At 72.1% G+C, this 17,349-nt stretch carries 16 protein-coding genes; 4 read left to right on the forward strand and 12 right to left on the reverse strand.

The window, feature by feature from the left end:
- The first annotated feature begins 78 nt into the window (after positions 1 to 78).
- The 3 genes from AC069T_RS15505 (at position 79) to AC069T_RS15515 (ending at position 3,808) form a co-directional block, all read left to right on the forward strand.
- Complete coding sequence (locus AC069T_RS15505) at positions 79 to 1,356, forward strand: FUSC family protein (RefSeq protein ID WP_478783230.1); 1,278 nt, start codon at positions 79 to 81, stop codon at positions 1,354 to 1,356.
- Positions 1,357 to 1,406: 50 nt separating this feature from the next.
- Positions 1,407 to 2,456, forward strand: a complete 1,050-nt coding sequence (locus tag AC069T_RS15510) for a hypothetical protein (RefSeq protein WP_478783313.1) — start codon at positions 1,407 to 1,409, stop codon at positions 2,454 to 2,456.
- A gap of 113 nt (positions 2,457 to 2,569) precedes the next feature.
- Entirely contained in the window at positions 2,570 to 3,808 is a 1,239-nt protein-coding gene (locus AC069T_RS15515; protein WP_478783231.1) for a lactonase family protein, read from the forward strand.
- Here the strand turns inward: AC069T_RS15515 and AC069T_RS15520 are convergent.
- On the reverse strand, positions 3,776 to 4,501 hold the full coding sequence (locus AC069T_RS15520; protein ID WP_478783232.1) for a DUF2470 domain-containing protein: 726 nt from the start codon (positions 4,499 to 4,501) through the stop codon (positions 3,776 to 3,778). The two genes, AC069T_RS15515 and AC069T_RS15520, sit on opposite strands and share 33 nt — an antisense overlap.
- Before the next feature lie 87 nt (positions 4,502 to 4,588).
- Positions 4,589 to 5,206, reverse strand: a complete 618-nt coding sequence (locus AC069T_RS15525; protein ID WP_478783233.1) for a TetR/AcrR family transcriptional regulator — start codon at positions 5,204 to 5,206, stop codon at positions 4,589 to 4,591.
- Between the two features lie 118 nt (positions 5,207 to 5,324).
- On the opposite strand from AC069T_RS15525, the gene AC069T_RS15530 reads away from it, so the two are divergent.
- Positions 5,325 to 6,815 carry a cytochrome P450 gene (locus tag AC069T_RS15530; protein ID WP_478783234.1) on the forward strand — a complete coding sequence of 497 codons (1,491 nt, stop codon included), beginning with the start codon at positions 5,325 to 5,327 and terminating at the stop codon, positions 6,813 to 6,815.
- On the opposite strand, the gene AC069T_RS15535 is transcribed toward AC069T_RS15530, so the two are convergent.
- From AC069T_RS15535 to AC069T_RS15580, 10 genes are all read right to left on the reverse strand, one after another.
- A complete protein-coding gene (locus AC069T_RS15535) occupies positions 6,777 to 7,622 on the reverse strand; it encodes a pentapeptide repeat-containing protein (RefSeq protein ID WP_478783235.1) in 846 nt (281 codons plus the stop codon). The two genes, AC069T_RS15530 and AC069T_RS15535, sit on opposite strands and share 39 nt — an antisense overlap.
- Before the next feature lie 123 nt (positions 7,623 to 7,745).
- Positions 7,746 to 7,961 (reverse strand): hypothetical protein, encoded by a 216-nt coding sequence (locus AC069T_RS15540; RefSeq protein ID WP_358852076.1) that lies wholly within the window; start codon positions 7,959 to 7,961, stop codon positions 7,746 to 7,748.
- 64 nt (positions 7,962 to 8,025) lie between these two features.
- Positions 8,026 to 9,327: an alpha/beta fold hydrolase gene (locus tag AC069T_RS15545; RefSeq protein ID WP_478783236.1), complete on the reverse strand. Its 1,302-nt coding sequence runs from the start codon at positions 9,325 to 9,327 to the stop codon at positions 8,026 to 8,028.
- A 136-nt stretch (positions 9,328 to 9,463) separates the two neighbouring features.
- Complete coding sequence (locus AC069T_RS15550) at positions 9,464 to 10,489, reverse strand: LacI family DNA-binding transcriptional regulator (RefSeq protein WP_478783237.1); 1,026 nt, start codon at positions 10,487 to 10,489, stop codon at positions 9,464 to 9,466.
- A gap of 76 nt (positions 10,490 to 10,565) precedes the next feature.
- Positions 10,566 to 11,978, reverse strand: coding sequence for a BNR repeat-containing protein (locus tag AC069T_RS15555; RefSeq protein ID WP_478783238.1), 1,413 nt, complete (start codon positions 11,976 to 11,978; stop codon positions 10,566 to 10,568).
- A gap of 95 nt (positions 11,979 to 12,073) precedes the next feature.
- On the reverse strand, positions 12,074 to 12,394 hold the full coding sequence (locus AC069T_RS15560) for an L-rhamnose mutarotase (RefSeq protein WP_478783239.1): 321 nt from the start codon (positions 12,392 to 12,394) through the stop codon (positions 12,074 to 12,076).
- Between the two features lie 17 nt (positions 12,395 to 12,411).
- The gene (gene rhaS / locus AC069T_RS15565) at positions 12,412 to 13,494 is read right to left on the reverse strand and encodes a rhamnose ABC transporter substrate-binding protein (RefSeq protein ID WP_478783240.1); all 1,083 of its coding nucleotides are present in this window, start codon (positions 13,492 to 13,494) and stop codon (positions 12,412 to 12,414) included.
- Between the two features lie 37 nt (positions 13,495 to 13,531).
- Complete coding sequence (locus AC069T_RS15570) at positions 13,532 to 14,548, reverse strand: ABC transporter permease (RefSeq protein WP_478783241.1); 1,017 nt, start codon at positions 14,546 to 14,548, stop codon at positions 13,532 to 13,534.
- Positions 14,541 to 15,581, reverse strand: a complete 1,041-nt coding sequence (locus AC069T_RS15575; protein WP_478783242.1) for an ABC transporter permease — start codon at positions 15,579 to 15,581, stop codon at positions 14,541 to 14,543. The genes AC069T_RS15570 and AC069T_RS15575 overlap by 8 nt, the downstream gene beginning before the upstream one ends.
- Positions 15,578 to 17,095 (reverse strand): sugar ABC transporter ATP-binding protein, encoded by a 1,518-nt coding sequence (locus AC069T_RS15580; protein WP_478783243.1) that lies wholly within the window; start codon positions 17,093 to 17,095, stop codon positions 15,578 to 15,580. Before AC069T_RS15580 ends, AC069T_RS15575 begins: the two co-directional genes overlap by 4 nt.
- Positions 17,096 to 17,349 lie beyond the last annotated feature (254 nt).

The raw sequence follows: 17,349 nt of genomic DNA on the forward strand, positions 1-17,349 counted from the left end.
CACTTGCGGACAGTTACGGTCCTGAATGAGTACGGAAGAAAACGTTCGTTGCACCTGTGAAAGGGGAACAGCGCAAGGATGCAAAAGGCACGTGGTGAGTGGCGGACGTCCGTCGTACGGTTCGTGAAGCGACGCCGGGAACCCGCCGTCGTGCAGGCGCTGAGATCGACTCTGGCGGCGACGATCGCGTACGTGGTGGCCGTACGGCTCAGCCCCGAGGCCGCCCCGCTCACCGCTCCCCTGACCGCTCTGCTGGTCGTGCAGGTCACCCTGTACGGCACGATCACGACGAGCATGCGCCGGGTGAACTCGGTCGTCGCCGGTGTCCTGGTCGCCATCGGTTTCAGCGTGCTGGTGGGTCTGACCTGGTGGAGTCTGGCGCTGCTCATCATCGCCTCGCTGGCCGTCGGGCACCTCGTGCGGGTCAGCGAGTTCGTGCCCGAGGTGGCGATCAGCGCCATGCTGGTCCTCGGCGTGACGAAGGTGGGCGACTACGCGTGGGCCCGCGTGCTGGAGACGGTGATCGGCGCGGTGGTGGGCCTCGCCTGCAATCTGCTGTTCGCTCCCCCGGTGTGGGTGGACGCCGCCGGGGAGTCCATCGAGGACCTGGCACGCCGGATGCGGCAGTTGATGCTGCGGCTCGGCGAGGAGGCCGCGGGACGCACCCCGTTTGCACAAGCGGCGGCGCGACTGCACGAGGCACGCCGGCTCGACCACGACATCGCCGAGGTGGACGGGGCACTGCGCCAGGCGGAGGACAGCCTGAAGCTCAATCCGCGCGTCCGCGAGGGCCTGCTGCACCGGGTGGTGCTGCGCACCGGCCTCGACACGCTGGAGATCTGCACCGTCGTCCTGCGGGTGCTCGCGCGCAGCTTCACGGATCTCGCCAAGGAACACGAGCCCGAGCCGGTGTTCGACGCCCAGGTGGGCGCGGCGCTGGAGGAGCTCCTGTCCCAGGTCGGCGACGCCGTCGTCAGCTTCGCGGTCCTGGTGACCACCGACGTGAGCCGCAGCGCGGAGTCCGCGGAGGCCCGCCTCAGCGCGGAACTCGCCGCTGCGGCCGCCACGCGCGACAAGCTGGCCCAGTTGTTGCTGGACGGCGTCCAGCGCGACGCACGGCTGTGGCACCTGCACGGCGCCGTGCTCACGGAGGTCAACCGCATCCTGGACGAGCTCGACATGGAGCACCGGTCACGGCGTCTGCTGGAGGAGCTGGACCGCTGCACCCGTGAGCAGCGCGAGCGCTGGCCGCGGCTCGCCCGCCTGCAGCAGCACGCGCGCCGGCTGCGCCGCGGGCGGCGGCATTCCGGCCTGCCGTGGCGGAACCACCGCTCCCCCTCGAAGCGTTCTACCTGACGTGGCGCCGCGGCGACGCGTGGAGCCGGCTCGACGAGGGGAGCGTCCGGATGCCCGACGGCACCGTGCGGATCGACGGAAACTCACTGCTGCTGCCGGGGGACGTGCGGATCCGGTTCATGCGCACGCTCCGGCTGCCGGAGACGGGCACGCACGGACTCCCGCCCGGCCTCGGCGAGTTCCCGGTGCGCCGTGTCGAGGACTACGCGGACCGGGTGCCCGAGGGCTGGCGGGCCCGGGGCGGGGTGATGCTTCCGGTGTATCTGCGCGAGGCCATGTGGCTCGGCTTCGGGGGTTCGCAGGAGCCGGCCGCCCTTCAGGTCGGTGTCGGCAAGGTGTGCGCGATCTCGGGCAGGCCGTGGAGCGCCCGGTTGCGCCGGCGCCCTCAGAACTACGTGGTCCTGCCCCGTCAGCCCTGGCTCGACGGCATCAACTCGGGCAAGGGGACGGTCCGCCAGCTCGTGGCGGTGCCCCTCGGTCTCGGTGCCACCGTCGAGGGGCAGGTCACCGGCGAGGAGGTGTGGGGCGGAGTCCAGTTGCAGTCCTTCCCGCTGAACGCGCGGCGGCTGGCCGAGTGGCGCGAGGAGCAGCGCGTCCGGGCCGAGCGGGTCCGGGCGGTGCAGCCTCCCGCGGGCTTCGGCGCGATGCCCGCGCCGTTCGCCTCCGCGGCGCCGCCCGCTCCCGGCGCCGCTCCGGCGGGCGGCGCTCCCCGGCGGGCGGCGGCGATGGGGCTCGGGGTGGGCGGTTCGATGCGCCAGGAGGTCTACCGGGACGAGCGGCCCCGTGGCAGCTGGGCCGAGGAGCCCGCAGGGCGCGTGTTCGTGCACCTGGTGACGCCTCCGGAGTGGCGTCGCATCACCGGCGAGGCACCGCCGCCGACGCCGGTCGACCGGGCGGCGTACACCCGCGCGGGTCTGCCCTGGTTCGACTACTACGACCAGGACGCCGCGGACGTCGCCCCCACGGACACCCTCGGCGGGGTGAAGCCGGTCGGCGAGTGGCTCGGCGACGACCTCGATCCCTGGCAGCAGCCGTCGCCCCACCAGGTGAAACCGCTCGGGGACGCGCCGGGCGCGCCGGTCGGGGACGGCGACTGGTGAGCGCGAGCGCCCGTTGCGAGCCTCGCAAAGGGCGTTGTCTTTCTTGCATGGGGAGGGTGCGCCGCGTCAAGGTGGCTGTCACAGCCGAGGCGACCGACCCCTGAGGTGCAGGCATGAGCAGTGGTGGAGCAGCGGAGCGGAGTCCGGGCGGCGGCCGGTGGAGCAGGCGCCGGTTCGTCGGGACCGTCACGGCCGCCGCCGCCGTGACGGCGATTCCGGCGCCGGTCGCGCCGAGGGCCCCTTCGCCGGCGGACGCGGCGGCCCCCTCCACGCCGTCCGAGCCGGCGCCGGACTCCGTCTCTCCACCCGCCCGCCCGTCCGGCCCCCGCCCGCTCTTCCTCGGCACCTACACCTCGGTGGAGGGCGGCGGCCGGGGCATCGGCCTCGCGACGTACGACGCCGCGACGGGACGGATCACGGGGGCCGGGACGATCACCGGCGTCGCCGACCCGTCGTATCTGGCCGTGCACCCGGACGGCCGCACGCTGTACGCCGTCGACGAGCGCCCGGACGGCGGGGTGACGGCCGTGCGGCTCGCGAAGGGGAACAAGGTCCTGGGCACGCGCAGTACCGGGGGCTCGGGTCCCTGCCAGCTGTCGGTGCACCCGGGCGGGCGCTGGCTGCTCAGCGCCAACTACGGCTCGGGAAGCGTGGCCGTGCATCCGATCGACGCCTCCGGCGCGCTCGGCGAGCGCACCGACCTCGTCACGCACTCCCGCCCCCGCCCGGGACCCGGCCAGCAGGGCCCGCACGCCCACCAGTTCGTCACCGGCCCCGACGGCGGTCATGTCCTCGCCGTCGACCTGGGCACCGACACCGTGTACACGTACCGGCTCGACGTGTCCGAGGGCACGCTGGCCGAGGTCTCCGAGGCGCACACCCGTCCGGGCGCGGGTCCGCGCCATCTGACCTTCCACCCGGGGGGCCGCTTCGCCTATCTGGCGAACGAGGTCGACAACACGGTCGTGGTCTGCGCCTACGACCGGGCCACCGGACGCCTGACGCCGGGCGACCCCCAGCCGACCGGGACGGGAGCGGGGACGAGCTATCCGGCGCAGATCCTGGTCACCTCGGACGGGGCGTACGCGTATCTCGCCAACCGGGGCCACAACAGCCTGACCCGGTACGCGGTCGAGGCGGACGGTGCCCGACTGCGGCTCCTGGACACCGTGCCGGTCGGCGGCGACTTCCCGCGCCAGATCGCGTTCTCCCCGGACGAGCGGCTGCTGTTCGCGGCGAACCAGAAGTCGGGCACGGTCAGTGTTTTCCAGGTCGACCGCGGCAGCGGGGAACTGCGGCTCAGCGGGAAACCGTTCGCCTCACCGGTCGCCGTCTGTGCGCTGCCGCTGTAGGGAGCGGGGGCAGGCCGCCGCGCTCGCCTGTGCGAGCAGGACGTGCATGCGCTCCGTGAGCTGGGCGACGTCGTCGGCGGGTGCGTGGAAAGGCAGCCGTACGTCGCCGTTGCCGCGCGCCCGCTCGATGCGCAGGGTCAGTCCGTGCCGGTCGACGGCGAGCGGCTGGACGCGGACGGCGCCGTGCAGGCTGTCGGGCTCGACGAGCCGGGTCAGCCGCTCGACCGCGTCCGGGTGGGCGTCCGCGAGGTGGGTGAGCAGTTTCGCCTCCGCCGTCGCGAGCGGATCGGGCCGGGCGGCGGCCAGGTCGCCGAGGTCGACGACGACCGCTCCGGACGCCTCCCGCAGGACGGCACGCGAGGGCTGGAAGGCCAGGTGTCCCTCGTCGGGCGCGAACCAGCCGGCGAGCCAGAGCCTCGCGCGGATCCGGCTCCGTACCGGGACGGGCGCGACGTCGGCGAACTCCAGCACGGCGGACGGCTCCCCGCGCGGCGCGCAGATCGCCGCGGTGACCAGCGTGCTGTCCTCGGGCACGTGCAGGAGCACCCGGCCGTCGGCGCCGACGGTGTGCGCGCCGACGAGCTCCTCCCGGCCGCCCTCCGCGGTCACCGCGCAGGACCATGCGGCGGCGAGCACCGAGCGGGCACGTTCGGCTGCGGAAGGCGCTGCCGCCCAGGTGTGACGGTCACCCATCCCAAACCTCCTTAGGTAAGCCTTGCCTAACCTAGCGGAGTTCGGGACGTGCGCCAACCACGCCCCGCACATCGTGAACGTCTCTTCTCAGGCGGCGATCGCGCCCAGCAGCGCCCGTGCGCACAGATCACGCACCTGCGCGCGGGAGAGCCGGCCATCCCTGAGCCACTCCAGACAGACCGCCGTGGTGAACGCCAGCCACCCGCGGACCGCGATCCGCAGCTCCGGACGGCTTTCGGGGGCCCAGCCGAGGTCGGGGTCGGCGGCGAGCGCTTCGAGGATCTGCTGCTCCTGCGCGGCGAGCGCCCGTTGGTAGACCTTCCGCACCGCCCGGTCGCCCGCCGCGTCGGCGCGGTGGAAGGCCCGGAAGCCGTGCGCGTGCTCCTCGACATAGCCGAGGAAGGTGTCGAGGCCGGCCGCGAGCTGTTCGCGCACCGGGACCCCGGGCACCGCGGCCGTCATCCGCAGCATGCGCCCGCTCTCGCACTCCACGACGGCCGCGAAGAAGTCCCGCTTCGTCGGGAAGTAGTGGTACAGCAGCCCGCGCGAGACCCCGGCGATCTCGGCGACCTGCTCGATCCACACCTCGTCGTACGGGCTCTCCGAGAACAGTCTCGCCCCGACCGAGAGCAGCTGCTCCCGGCGTTCCTCGGTGCTGAGCCGACGGCGGGTGCGCTCCGTCCCGTCCCCCTGCTTCCCGGCCATGCCCGCACCTTACTTGACGCCGGTTCAACAACGGGACCACACTGACCGCGCTGTTGAACTGACGTACAACAGCGCGACGACGGGCTCGACTCGACGCGGACGCAAGGGAGACGGCGTGATGGCGCAGACGGCAGGGGCCGCACTCCCCAAGGGGTTCCGCAGTGCGGAGGTGGGCTGGCCCGAGCTTCACCGCATACCGCGTCCGCCGCTCCGGATCCCGCTGATCGGCGACGTGGTCGGCGCCGACGTCCGTACCCCCGTGCAGGACTCGCTGCGCTTCGGGGAGCGGCTCGGGCCGATCTTCCGCCGCAAGGCGTTCGGCAACGAGATCGTCTTCGTCGGCGGTGCGCGGCTGGCCGCCGAGCTGGCCGACGAGTCGCGGTTCGCCAAGCACGTGGGTCTCGGCGTCGCCAACCTCCGCCCGGTGGCGGGCGACGGGCTGTTCACGGCGTACAACCACGAGCCCAACTGGCAGCTCGCGCACGACGTGCTGGCCCCGGGCTTCAGCCGTGAGGCCATGGAGGGCTACCACCCGATGATGCTCGCCGTGACCGAGCGGCTGACGGACCGCTGGGACCGGGAGGCGGCGGCCGGGCACGCCGTGGACGTGCCCGGCGACATGACCAAGCTGACCCTGGAGACGATTGCCCGCACCGGGTTCGGCCACGACTTCGGCTCCTTCGAGCGCTCCCGCCCGCACCCCTTCGTGAACGCGATGGTCGGCGCGCTCACCCACGCGCAGCGCCGCAACGTCGTACCCGCGCCGCTGGCCCCCGTACTGCTGCGCCGCGCGAGCCGCCGCAACGAGGCGGACATGGCCTGCCTGAACCGCACGGTGGACGCGGTCGTGGCGGCCCGCCGCACCACGAGCGGCGACGGGGACCTGCTGGACCGGATGCTGGAGACGGCCCACCCGCGCACCGGCGAGCGGCTGACACCGGAGAACATCCGCCGCCAGGTCATCACCTTCCTGATCGCGGGCCACGAGACGACCTCGGGCGCGCTCTCCTTCGCCCTGCACTACCTGTCCCTGCACCCGGACGTCGCCGCCCGCGCCAGGGCGGAGGTGGACCGCGTCTGGGGCGACACCGCCCGGCCCGCCTACGACCAGGTGGCGAGGCTCCGTCACGTGCGCCGGGTCCTCGACGAGGCGCTGCGGCTGTGGCCGACGGCGCCCGCCTTCGCCCGGGAGGCCCGGCAGGACACGGTGCTCGGCGGGGTCCACCCGATGCGGCAGGGCGCGTGGGCGCTGGTCCTGACGGCGATGCTGCACCGTGACCCGGAGGTCTGGGGCGCCGATGCCGGGCGCTTCGACCCCGGCCGCTTCGACGCGAAGGCCGTACGCGCCCGCCCCGCGCACACCTTCAAACCGTTCGGCACCGGGGTGCGGGCCTGCATCGGCCGTCAGTTCGCCCTGCACGAGGCGACGCTGGTGCTGGGGCTGCTGCTGCGCCGCTACGAGCTGCTGCCCGAGCCGGGGTACCGGCTGCGGGTCGCCGAACGGCTCACGCTGATGCCGGAGGGACTGCGGCTGCGCCTGGACCGCCGGGCCCCCGCCGCGCCGGTGCCCTCAGCCGTGCGCCGCCCAGTGTCCGGGGCGGGTGACTGACTCCGGCAGCTTCGTGCCGGCGCTGCCGCCGGCCGCGTTGAGCTGGGGCTGGGTCAGGAAGAACGCGCCGGTCAGATCGGCGTCCGTGAGGTCGGCGTCACGCAGGTCGGCGCCGATCAGGTCCGCTCCGCGCAGGTCGGCGCCGGTGAGGTCGGCGGCGATGAGGTAGGCGCCGCGCAGACAGGCGCCGCGCAGGTCGGCTCCCCTCAGACGGGCGCCCATGAGGTCGGCGCCGCGCCGGTTCCTGCCCTTGCCGCGGCCGGCGCCGGCCCGCACCAGGTCGCTCGTGCGCAGCAGCAGCACGTTGACCTGCTGCCGGTGCGCGCCCACGTCCAGCCCCCGCAGTTCCTGCGGGGTCTGCCGGGTGAGCCGCTCGGTCTCGGCGCGCAGGCGGCGCAGGTCCCCGTGGACCGGGCGGGCGGCCGGCAGGGTCAGTGCCTCGTTCAGGTACCAGAGCAGTTCGTGCAGCTGCCGGACGACCGGGAACACGTCGAACATCTGCCGGGCGCGCTCGGGCGGCCCCGAGCGCCAGTCCTGGCCGCCGAAGGTGACCTGTGAGACCTGCTGGCCGGCGCCGAAGCAGTCGTAGACCGTGCAGCCGGTGAAGCCCGTCTGCCGCAGGCGGGTGTGGATGCCGCAGCGGAAGTCGGCCGCCAGGTTCGCGCAGGGCTTTCCGGCGTCCTTGTCGGCCGCGAAGTCCGCCGAGCGGGAGAAGGGCAGGGCGACGCAGCACAGCCCGAAGCACCGGTCGCAGTCGGCTCGCAGCCCGGGGCGCCGGTCCTCGGCCGTCCCGCTCTCGTCTCGCATGCCCTCCATCCTACTGACCTGCGGGCACACGCTTCGTTCCCCCTTGACCTCCTGACAGCCCGTCAGGCAAGCCGGATGACCGGTCGGCTGTTCGCAGACTCGCCGACCGGCACTCCGCTCCCGCTACGCCGCTTCGTAGTGGTGCGCGTCGGCGCCGCGCCATTTCACCCACGCGGGGTCGTCGAGCAGGTCCTCGGCGTCGGGCAGACCGGCGCGGCCGAGGAACTCGACGACGTCCTCGTCGGAGAAGGCCAGACCGAGGATCTCACCGCGTGCGGTCACCCGGCGACCGCCGGTGCCGTTCGGCGGATGCACGACTACAGGGGCCCGTCCGGACATGTCTCCAGGATGGTCCCGTGCGCCGGGACGCGCATCCGGACCGGTATCCGGAGGCCGTGGACGCTCAGACCTCGTCGCGGCTCAGGGCCAGCAGGCGGTCCAGCACCCGGGGGCCGCCCGCGCGCACCCCGTCGTGCTCGAACTCGTCGGTCACCCAGGTGCGCAGCCCCCGGACGGCGCGTGCCGTGCGCAGGGAGTGCCCTGCGTCGACGTACATGTCGTCGTGGTAGACGGCGGCGGCGACCGGTACCTCGTTGACGGCGAGGCGGGCCGGGTCGTAGAGCGGTGTCCAGTCCGTGCGCGCGGCGAGTTCCTCCGCGGTCTCGCGCAGGGGGCGCAGCGCGGGATCGGTGTCGAACATCCAGGGGTGCACGGACTCGCCGGTGAACAGCAGCGGCTCGTCCCCGGCAAGTGTCTTCGCCGCGTCGAACTGCGGGAACTCGGCGCGCACCCGCTCCGCGGACCAGGCGGTGGGGCGGCTGTCCTGGGCGTAGACCGCCTCGTGGACGAGTGCGTACAGGGGGTGGCTCGCGTACGAGAGCAGACTGCGGACCTCCTCCTGGAACGCGTCGGAGAGAGCCGGGCCCTGCGCGGTGCGGACGAAGGCGTGCTCCAGGAGGTAGTGCAGGCGGTGGCTGCCCTCTCCCCCGCCGAGCAGGATGCCGAGCGACTGGAAGGCCTCGACGGTGAGCCGGTAGCCGCCGGGCAGGACCGGCTCGTGCCCGATCAGGTGCTCGGCGATGCGCCGGGCCCGCTCGACGTCCTGCGGGTAGCGCGCGTAATGGGCGGCGACCTCGCGCTCGATGCGCGGGTACGCGGCCCGGTAGACGTCGTCCGCGTGCGCGTCGAGGGAGGGCAGCCCGCCGGTGAGGAGGGCGGCGCGCAGTCCCTCGGGCGCGGTGGACAGGTAGGTCACCGTGCAGAAGCCGCCGAAGCTCTGGCCGAGCACCGTCCAGGGTGCGCCGCCGGTGACGGCGGGACGGATGGCCTCGCAGTCGCGGACGATGGAGTCCGCGCGGAAGTGCGCGAGATGGTCGGCCTGCTCGCGGGGTCCGCCGCGCAGCGGCAGCGTCTGCCGGTTGGCGGGCGTGGAGTGGCCGGTGCCGCGCTGGTCGAGGAGCAGCACCCGGTACTCCTCGAGGGCACGGCCGAGCCACGCCTGCCTGCCGACGAAGCGGTTGGCGCCGAAGCCGGGACCGCCCTGGAGGTAGACGAGCCAGGGAAGCTCCTGTCCCGCCCGGTCGCCGGCGACGACCTCGCGGGCGAAGAGCTCGATGCTCTCCCCCGTCGGGCGGTCGTGGTCGAGCGGCACGGTGAAGTGCCGGTCGGTGAGGACGACACCGGGCTGACGATAACTCGTGCTCAAAAGGGCTCCCGAGACGTACGGATTCCAGGCCGCGTCCCAGTGGAGCACAAGTTCCGCCGGTGGCGGAGGCCGGGGATCAAGAAATCGGTACTGACCGGTCGCTCAGTGCGGAGATCGGCCGGAACTGAACGGCCGGTCAGCGTGCCGCCAGGCTGGAGCGGCGCACCACGAGTTCCGGCTGGAGGACGACCCGGCGGTGCTCGTGCGGGGCCGGCGCCGTCTTTGCCTCGGTCTCCTCCAGGAGGAGTTCTGCCGCGAGGGCGCCCATCGTCACGGCGGGCTGCCGTACGGAGGTGAGGGGGACGGCGGCGGCGGCCGCGAACTCGATGTCGTCGTAGCCGACGATCGCGAGGTCTTCGGGGACGGCGACACCGGCCGCGTACATGGCCTGCAGCACGCCGAGCGCGAGCAGGTCGTTGGCACAGAAGACGGCGGTCGGGCGCTCGGCGAGGCCGAGCAGGCGGGCGCCCGCGTCCCGGCCGGCCGCCACGTCGAGCCGCTCGGTGGGCAGCTCGCGCAGCAGGTCGGGGCCGAGTCCCGCCTCGGCGAGCGCGTGCAGGGCGCCCTCGCGGCGGTCCCTGACCTGGTTGAGGCCGGGCGGCCCGCTCACGTACGCGATGGAACGGTGACCGGCGTCGACGAGATGGCGTACGGCCAGGGCGCCGCCCGCCACGTCGTCGACCGACACCGAGCACTCCGTGGTGCCCTCGGCCACCCGGTCCACGAGCACGAACGGGATGCCGTGACGGCGGAACGCCGCGATGTTGCGTCCGGTCGCGTCGGCGGGCGTCAGCAGCACTCCGCGGACCCGCTGCTCGGCGAACAGCGACAGGTAGTCGGCCTCCTCGCCCGCGCTCTGCGCGCTGTTGCAGACCATGACCCCGAGCCCGGCCTCGCGTGCCGCGCGCTCGGCGCCGCGGGCCACGTCCACGAAGAACGGGTTGCCCATGTCGAGGACGAGCAGCCCCATGATGCGGCTGCGCCCGGCGCGCAGCTGGCGCGCGGACTCGCTGCGGACGTAGCCGAGCCGCTCTATCGCGGACTGGACGCGGGCCCGGGTCTCGGAGGCGACCGTGTCCGGGCGGTTGATGACGTTCGAGACGGTGCCCACGGAGACTCCGGCGACGCGGGCGACGTCCTTGATACCCACCGACTGGGCCATCAGGCAGGGACCTCCAGAGGGGGGAGAAGCGGCGGGCAGGGGCTCACATTACCCGCGGGCCCGGCGAAACCGGTGGTCATGAGGGGAGCCGGAAGTCGACGACGCGCAGCGCGGACGGAGTCGTGCCGCTGGACCTCTCCTGGTACATGACCGACAGGATCCCGTCCTGCGGGACGCGCATCTCGTCGATCAGGACCTCCCCGAAGGCGTTCAGCGCGCCGCCGTCGTACAGCAGCCTCCAGTCGGTGTACCCGGAGGACTTCGACGCGCCGGCGATCCGGCCGAACGGCAGGACCGCGTAGGCGTTGTCGTACCGGTCGAGGGCGAGCCGGGTGCGCTGGCTGGAGTTCAGCGGGACGGGGATCTCGGTCTTTGTCCAGCCGCCGGATGAGTTCTTGCGGAGGTGGAAGGCGCGGCCGTGTGCCGTCCGGTCGGCGACGTAGCCGGTGGTGCACTGGCCGAAGCGGCCGGGCACATAGCTGATGATCGCGTGCGGCAGCCCGGCGGAGTCGGTGGCCTGGCTCTCCTGGTTCATCAGCGAGTGGTCGGGATTCAGCGCGTCGACGACGAGTCCGGCGTCCGTCACGGCGACCTTGTCGGTGCCTCCGGTGGTGCCGACGACGGCACCCGCGTCGTTGCGCCAGGTGCGGCCCCGGTCGGTGGAGTGGACGTAGCCCGTGTCGTGGTTGGTGATGCCGCCGCTGCCGCACATGACGGAGTTCGACTGCTCGCGCCAGGTGAAGAAGGCGTGCAGCCGGCCGCCGCGGTCGTAGTCGATGCCGTGCAGGTACATGTTGCGGGCGGTGCTGGAGCCGTGTTCGCTGGTGTACGTGCCCGTGGAGCTGCTCCATTCGCCGAGCGCCCGCCAGGCCGAACCGTCGTACTCCGCGAGGGCGTTGCGGCCGTTCCCCGAGATGCCCGCCCGGTAGCTGAGCTGGAGCCTGCCCTCCGGGGTCGCGACGAACTGCGGGTAGGTGAACTGCGGGGTGAGGGCGAGTCCGTCGAGCGTGGTCTGCGCGGGTCCGAAGGCGGCCGCGGTCCAGGCCGTGGCCGTCGGGTTGTCGAGCAGCCCGGCCGCCGACTTCACGTAGAAGAAGCCGTCGCTGTGCGAGTCCATGTTCAGGTGCAGCCGGCCGTCGGTCCGGGACACTCCCATGGAGATCACGTTGTGCGAGTCGTCGCTCTTGAGTGTGTGGGCGAGGGTGACCTTCGACCAGGTCGACGCGGTGAGCGCCCGGCGGGCCACGACCGCGCTGCGGTCGGCGGTGTACCAGGCCGCGTACTGGTGGCCCTTGTACGTGAACAGGCCGTTCTTCTGGAACGAGTTGTTGTTGACCAGGCCGTCGTAGGACACGAAGTACAGGGCGGCGGCGTCCAGGAGGGTGCTGCCGGCCGGGGTGACGGCCGGGCCGGGATCGGCCGCCCTCGCCGTGCCGGGTGCCGCCACCACGCCCGCGAGGGCCGTCGCCAGCAAGGTGCGTCTTCTCATGTCCGGGACTCCTGGGGTCGGGCCGAATGGGGCGGACGAAAGGTGCGGGCGGGAGGTGCGGGCGGGAGCGGGCGGCTGCTCACGTCCGGTGGGGGTCACGCGAGGTGGAACACCTCGCTGAGGGGCTTCATGGCCTCGTCGGGTCTGGCGCCGTCCAGCGACTCGAAGAACGGCGCCATCTCCGCCTGCCAGCGGGCGTTGACGTCGGTGGCCTCCATGCCGGCCTGTGCGGCGGCGAAGTCCTCGATCTCCAGGTAGCCGACCAGGAGACCATCCTCCCGCAGGAAGAGCGAGTAGTTGTGCCAGCCGGTCGCCGAGAGCGCCTCACGCATCTCCGGCCACACGGTGGCGTGCCGCTCGCGGTACTCGTCGAGGCGGTCCGCACGGACCTTCAGCAGAAAGCACACACGCTGCATCAAGAAGCCTCCGCTGCCTAGAAGTTGAACTGGTCGATGTTCTTCTTGTCGAAGACGGTCGGCTTGCCGAGACTGATCACGCCGTCCTTGCCGATGGTGTACGAGCCCATGTCACCGGCCTTGAAGGTCTCGCCCTCCTTGCCGGAGATCTGCCCCGACGACAGGGCCACCGCGGTCCGCGCGGCCAGCTCGCCGAGCTTCGCCGGGTCCCACAGCTCGAAGGCCTCGACCGTGCCGTTCTTCACGTACTTGCGCATGTCGTTGGGGGTGCCGAGGCCGGTCAGCTTGACCTTGCCCTTGTACTTGGAGCCCGAAAGGTACTGTGCGGCGGCCTTGATGCCGACGGTGGTCGGAGAGATGATCCCGGCCAGCTTCGGGTGCTCCTGGAGCAGGCCCTGGGTCTGCTGGAAGGACTGCTGGGCGTCGTCGTTGCCGTACGCGACCTTCACCAGCTTGATGTTCTTGTACTTCGGGTCCTTCAGCTCGTCCTTCATGAAGTCGATCCAGAGGTTCTGGTTCGTCGCGGTCTGCGCGGCCGACAGGATCGCGATCTCGCCCTTGTAGCCGATCTGTTCGGCGAGCAGCTGCACCTCGGTGCGCCCGAGGTCCTCGGCGCCGGCCTGGGAGACGAAGGCGTTGCGGCAGTCGGCCTTGGTGTCGGAGTCGTAGGTGACGACCTTGATCTTGTTCTTCATGGCCTGCTTGAGCGCCGTGCACAGGGCGCCCGGGTCCTGCGCGGAGACGGCCATCGCGTCGACCTGCTGCTGCGTGAGGGTGTTCACGTACGACACCTGGCCGGAGGTGTCGGTGGCGCTGCTCGGGCCGACCTCCTTGTAGCTGGAGCCGAGTTCCCTGAGCGCCTTCTCGCCGCCCTTGTCGGCGGAGGTGAAGTACGGGTTGTTGACCTGCTTGGGCAGGAAGCCGACGGTGAGGCCCTTCTTGGTGGCGGCGTTCGGGTCGGCCTTGCCGGCCGAGGCGGCGGCGCCGCCCCCGTCCTTGACGTCGTCCTTGGTGGTGCCGCCGCAGGCGGTGGCGGCCAGGGCAAGGGAGGTGACGGCGGCGAGGGCCGCGCAGGTGCGGCGGATCGATGACTTGCGCATGGCGGAGATCCTTTGCGGAAGGTACGAGGGGTACGGGTTACGAGGCGGGGGTCGGGGTGGAGGCGGCTCTGCGTCCCGCCCTCGCGACGGAGATCTGCCGTGCGACCCGGGGGCCGAGCACGGAGAGGACGAGCAGGACGCCGGTGACGACGATCTGCGACTGTGCGGAGACGTCCTTCAGGCTCATCACGTTCTGCAGTGCGCCGAGCAGGAAGACTCCCGCGATCGCGCCGCCGAGCGTGCCCTTGCCGCCGTCGAAGTCGATGCCGCCGAGCAGGACGGCGGCGACGACGGACAGTTCGAGCCCGGTGGCGTTGTCGTAGCGGGCGCTGGCGTAGTGCAGCGCCCAGAAGATGCCGGTGAGCGACGCCATCAGTCCGGTCGCGACGAACAGGAGCAGCTTGTGCCGCCGGACGCGGATGCCGGCGAAGCGTGCGGCCTCCTCGTTCGCGCCGACCGCGAACAGGGAACGCCCGAAGGGGGTGGCGTGCAGCACGACCACCGCGATCGCGAGCAGCGCCAGGAAGGGCGGGAGGGCGTACGGGACGAACGTGCCGCCGATGCGTCCGGCGGCGAAGTCCAGGTACGGGGTGGGGAAGTCCGTCACCGCGTCGGAGCCGAGCACGATCTGCGCGATGCCCCGGTAGGCGGCGAGGGTGCCGATGGTGACGGCGAGGGAGGGCAGGCCGAGCCGGGTCACCAGCAGACCGTTGACCAGGCCGCAGGCCACGCCCAGCAGCAGGCACAGCGGGATGATCGACTCGATGGACATGCCCTGGTTCCACAGGGCGCCCATCACCGCGCCGGACAGGCCGGCCGTGGACGCGACGGAGAGGTCGATCTCCCCGGCCACCACGAGCAGGGTCATCGGCAGGGCGATCAGCGCGATGGGCAGAGTGTTGCCGATCAGGAACGACAGGTTGAGGGCGTTGCCGAAGCCGTCGACGAGCCCGAAGGAGAACAGCAGGACGACGATGAGGAGGGCGCCGACGGCTGAATCCCACCTTTTCAAGGCGGACCGGCGCACGGCGCGCGCGAGGGACGAGTCAGCCATGGCGGGCGTTCCTCTTCTTCAGGGCGGTGGCCACGCGCAGCGCGACGATGCGGTCGACCGCGATGGCGAGGATGAGCAGGACGCCGTTGATGGCGAGCACCCACACGGAGCTGACGCCGAGGGCGGGCAGCACGCTGTTGACGGAAGTGAGCAGCAGGGCGCCCAGGGCGGCCCCGTAGACGCTGCCGGAGCCGCCGGTGAAGACGACGCCGCCGACCACCACCGCGCTGACGACGGTGAGTTCGTAGCCGCTGCCGGTGCCGGAGTCCACGTTGCCGAAGCGGGCGAGGTAGAGGGCGCCGGCGAGTCCGGCGAGGCCGCCGCAGAAGGTGTAGGCGGCCAGGATCCGTTTGCGGACGGGGATGCCGGCGAGCCGGGCGGCCTCGGGGTTGGAGCCGAGCGCGTACAGCTCGCGTCCGCTGCCGAAGTGCTTGAGGTAGTACGCCGTCGCGATCAGCACCGCCAGGGCGATCAGCGCGAGGTAGGGCACCGCGGAGATGCCGCCGGAGCCGAAGTCGATGAATCCGTCGGGCAGGCCCGCCGCGGTGATCTGCCGGGAGCCGACCCAGATGGAGTCGATGCCGCGGATGATGTACAGCGTGCCGAGGGTGACGACGAGCGCGGGCACCTGGCCGAGGCTGACGAGCAGTCCGTTCACCAGTCCGCAGCCGATGCCGAGCAGGAGCGCGAGAAGGATCGCGACGGCGGAGCTGCCGCCGCCCTGGAGGTAGGTGCCGGCCGCGAAGGCGCTGATGCCGAGGGTCGAGCCGACCGACAGGTCGACGTTCCTGGTGATCACGACCAGTGACTGGCCGGTGGCGACGAGGACCAGGATCGTCGCGTTCAGCAGCAGGTCTCTGATGCCCTGTTCGGAGAGGAACTCGCTGTTGCCCGCCTGGGTCACGGCGATCATCACCAGGAACACGGCCAGGATGGCCAGTTCACGCATCCTGAAGACGCGGTCGACGAGCCGGGTGCCGCTCGACTTCGAGACGTCGGCGGCGGGCGCGGAGTCGGGTGCGGTCACCGTCATGCGGCGGCCCTCCCGGTGGCTGCGGCCATCACGGCTTCCTCGGTGGCTTCGGAGCGCGGGATCTCGGCGGTGAGGCGGCCCTCGTGCATCACGAGCACGCGGTCGGCCATGCCGAGGATCTCGGGCAGGTCGGAGGAGATCATCAGGACGGCGACCCCGTCGGCGGCGAGCTGCGAGAGCAGCCGGTGCACCTCGGCCTTCGTACCGACGTCGATGCCGCGGGTGGGCTCGTCGACGATGAGGACCTTGGGGCCGGTGGCGAGCCACTTGGCGAGGACGACCTTCTGCTGGTTGCCGCCCGACAGGGTGCCGACGGCGTCCGCGATCCGCGCGTACTTGACCTGGAGCCTGACGGCCCAGTCGAGGGACCGGCTGCGTTCTGCGCCGCGGTCCATCAGGCCGGCCCTGACGGTCGAGCGCAGGCCGGTGAGTCCGATGTTGCGCTCGATCGACATGTCCATCACCAGGCCCTGCGCCCGCCGGTCCTCGGGGACCAGGGCAAGGCCCGCGGCCATGGCCGCGGACGGGGCGCCGTTCGTCAACTGCCTTCCGTCGACCGCCACTTCGCCCGCGTCCCGGCGGTCGACGCCGAACACGGCCCGGGCGACCTCGGTGCGCCCGGCGCCGACGAGCCCGGCGAGGCCGACGATCTCGCCGCGGCGCACGTCGAAGGAGACGTCGGTGAAGACGCCCTCGCGGGTCAGCCGCCGCACGCTGAGGGCGACGTCGCCCGGCCGGACGTCCTGCTTGGGGTAGAGATCGTCGAGGTCGCGGCCGACCATCCGGCGCACGAGGCCGTCCTCGGTCATGCCGTCCAGCGGTTCGCTGGAGATCAAGGCACCGTCGCGCAAGGTCGTGACCCGTTGGCAGATCCGGAAGATCTCCTCCAGGCGGTGGGAGATGAAGAGCACCGCCGAGCCCTGCTCGCGCAGGGTGCGCACGACGCCGAACAGGCGCGCGACCTCGCTCCCGGTGAGCGCGGCGGTCGGCTCGTCCATGATCAGCACGCGGGCGTCGAAGGAGAGTGCCTTGGCGATCTCGACGATCTGCTGGTCCGCGATGGACAGGCCGCGGGCCGGGCGGTCGGGGTCGAGTTCGACACCGAGGCGCCGCATGAGGGCCAGGGTCGCGGCGCGGGTGGCCTTGTGGTCGATGCGGCCGAGGGTGCGCCGGGGCCGGCGGCCCATGAAGATGTTCTCGGCGATCGACAGGTCGGGGAAGAGCGTGGGTTCCTGGTAGATCACGGCGATGCCCGCGTCGCGGGCGTCGGCGGGACCGTGGAAGACGGTGGGTTCCCCGTCCAGCAGCACCTGACCGGCGTCCGGTCGGTGCACGCCGGCGAGCGTCTTGATGAGGGTCGACTTGCCCGCGCCGTTCTCGCCGGCGAGGGCGTGCACCTCGCCGGGGAAGAGTTCCAGGGACACGTCCCGCAGGGCGCGTACGGCGCCGAAGGACTTCGATATGTCCCTGAGCGCCAGCACGGGGGCCGGACCCGAGTCGGACCGGTGGGTCATGTGGGCTCCTCAACGACGCGGGCGGGGAAGCCTCACGACGTCGTGAAAGGTTTCAACTAGGTTGCCGGGACGTTAGGCAGGTCACGCAGGTCACGTCAATGGGTGCGAGTCGAAATTTTCGATACCCGGTGGTCACGACCGAATCACGGAAGGCAGTCCGGGTCGAGGGGGTTGACAGCCCTGCGGGGTGCTCATAGCTTCTGGCTTCTGAATCGTTTCAGACCGACTCGTTCAGAACCGATGTCGCACCCGAA

The sequence above is a fragment of the Streptomyces sp. NPDC043867 genome (assembly GCF_056435845.1).